This window comes from Sphingomonas hylomeconis (assembly GCF_025370105.1).
Classification (GTDB): domain Bacteria; phylum Pseudomonadota; class Alphaproteobacteria; order Sphingomonadales; family Sphingomonadaceae; genus Sphingomonas; species Sphingomonas hylomeconis.
On sequence record NZ_JANQBK010000030.1, the window covers coordinates 1 to 920 of the forward strand.

1 protein-coding gene and 1 pseudogene are annotated in these 920 nt (G+C 56.5%); both read right to left on the reverse strand.

Going from position 1 to position 920, the window contains the following annotated elements:
* Positions 1-82: 82 nt before the first annotated feature.
* Positions 83-436, reverse strand: a complete 354-nt coding sequence (locus NV401_RS18745; RefSeq protein ID WP_261295977.1) for a hypothetical protein — start codon at positions 434-436, stop codon at positions 83-85.
* 139 nt (positions 437-575) lie between these two features.
* A pseudogene (locus tag NV401_RS18750) lies at positions 576-920 on the reverse strand (hypothetical protein); the annotation flags it as partial.

Sequence of the window (920 nt, forward strand, 5' to 3'; positions counted from 1 at the left end):
TGGTGGAAAGCCGAAATTCACAGTAGTGGCTGCATCAGGTGAGTTTCCAAACCAAACCGGCGCTCTCAGTCATACTTTGCGGCTACGCAGCGAGGAGCCACCCACGGGCGCTCTCCTCGTTATCAAAGAGCTCATGGCCCGCAAGATTTGCCATTCGCTTGGCTTGAAGTTTCGATAGCTCACTCGTCATGACGACGGCGGTTAACGCCTTCAGGTCGTTGCGACCATAATCAATGATTCTAGCGTGCGCCTTTGCAACGGCTTGAGCCTGGATCGGATAATTGGTCATGTCGACCAAGATGCGCTGGCAGCCGCCAGAAGACTCTAAAGCGCCGATCTGGCGTGTCAGCTCAGCAACATAGTCGGGTATGATCGAAACGGACCAAAAGCCGACGACTTCGATCCGCATCAAATTATGCCCGGGTTCGATGGTCACCGTGTACATCTCGGACTTTCATAGCTGTGGTCTTTTTCTGCGCTTTTGCAATCACTTGGTGAAAAAAGCGTTTCGATTCCTTCCTATATCCGATAGCAACCGCATCGCGACATGCGGCAGCGGAGTGCGCCTTCTCGCATCAGGGAGTCGGCACGGGACAGCGATATGCTGCCTTGTAGCTCTGCCCCCAGCAACGGAGGAAGCCGTCGAGAACGCGAATGTTCATCGGCCAGCGAACCGCTCTTGGTTTGCCGTCCGGGCCGACCGCGTCCTTAAGCTCGGCCGGGCGAGGCAGAGCTGAGAGGTTCGCACGAGCAGCTTCCAGTTTCCGGCGATCTCCTCGAAGGAAAGCGATGCTTCCGTCCACGTAGAGGTTCCATCCCCACTTCGCATCGTCGGCTGCGGGATGCCTTCCCATTTGGAAAAGCCGGATAGCGTCGGCATACTGGCCAACATCGGCCCGTAGCTGGCCCTCATGCCATGA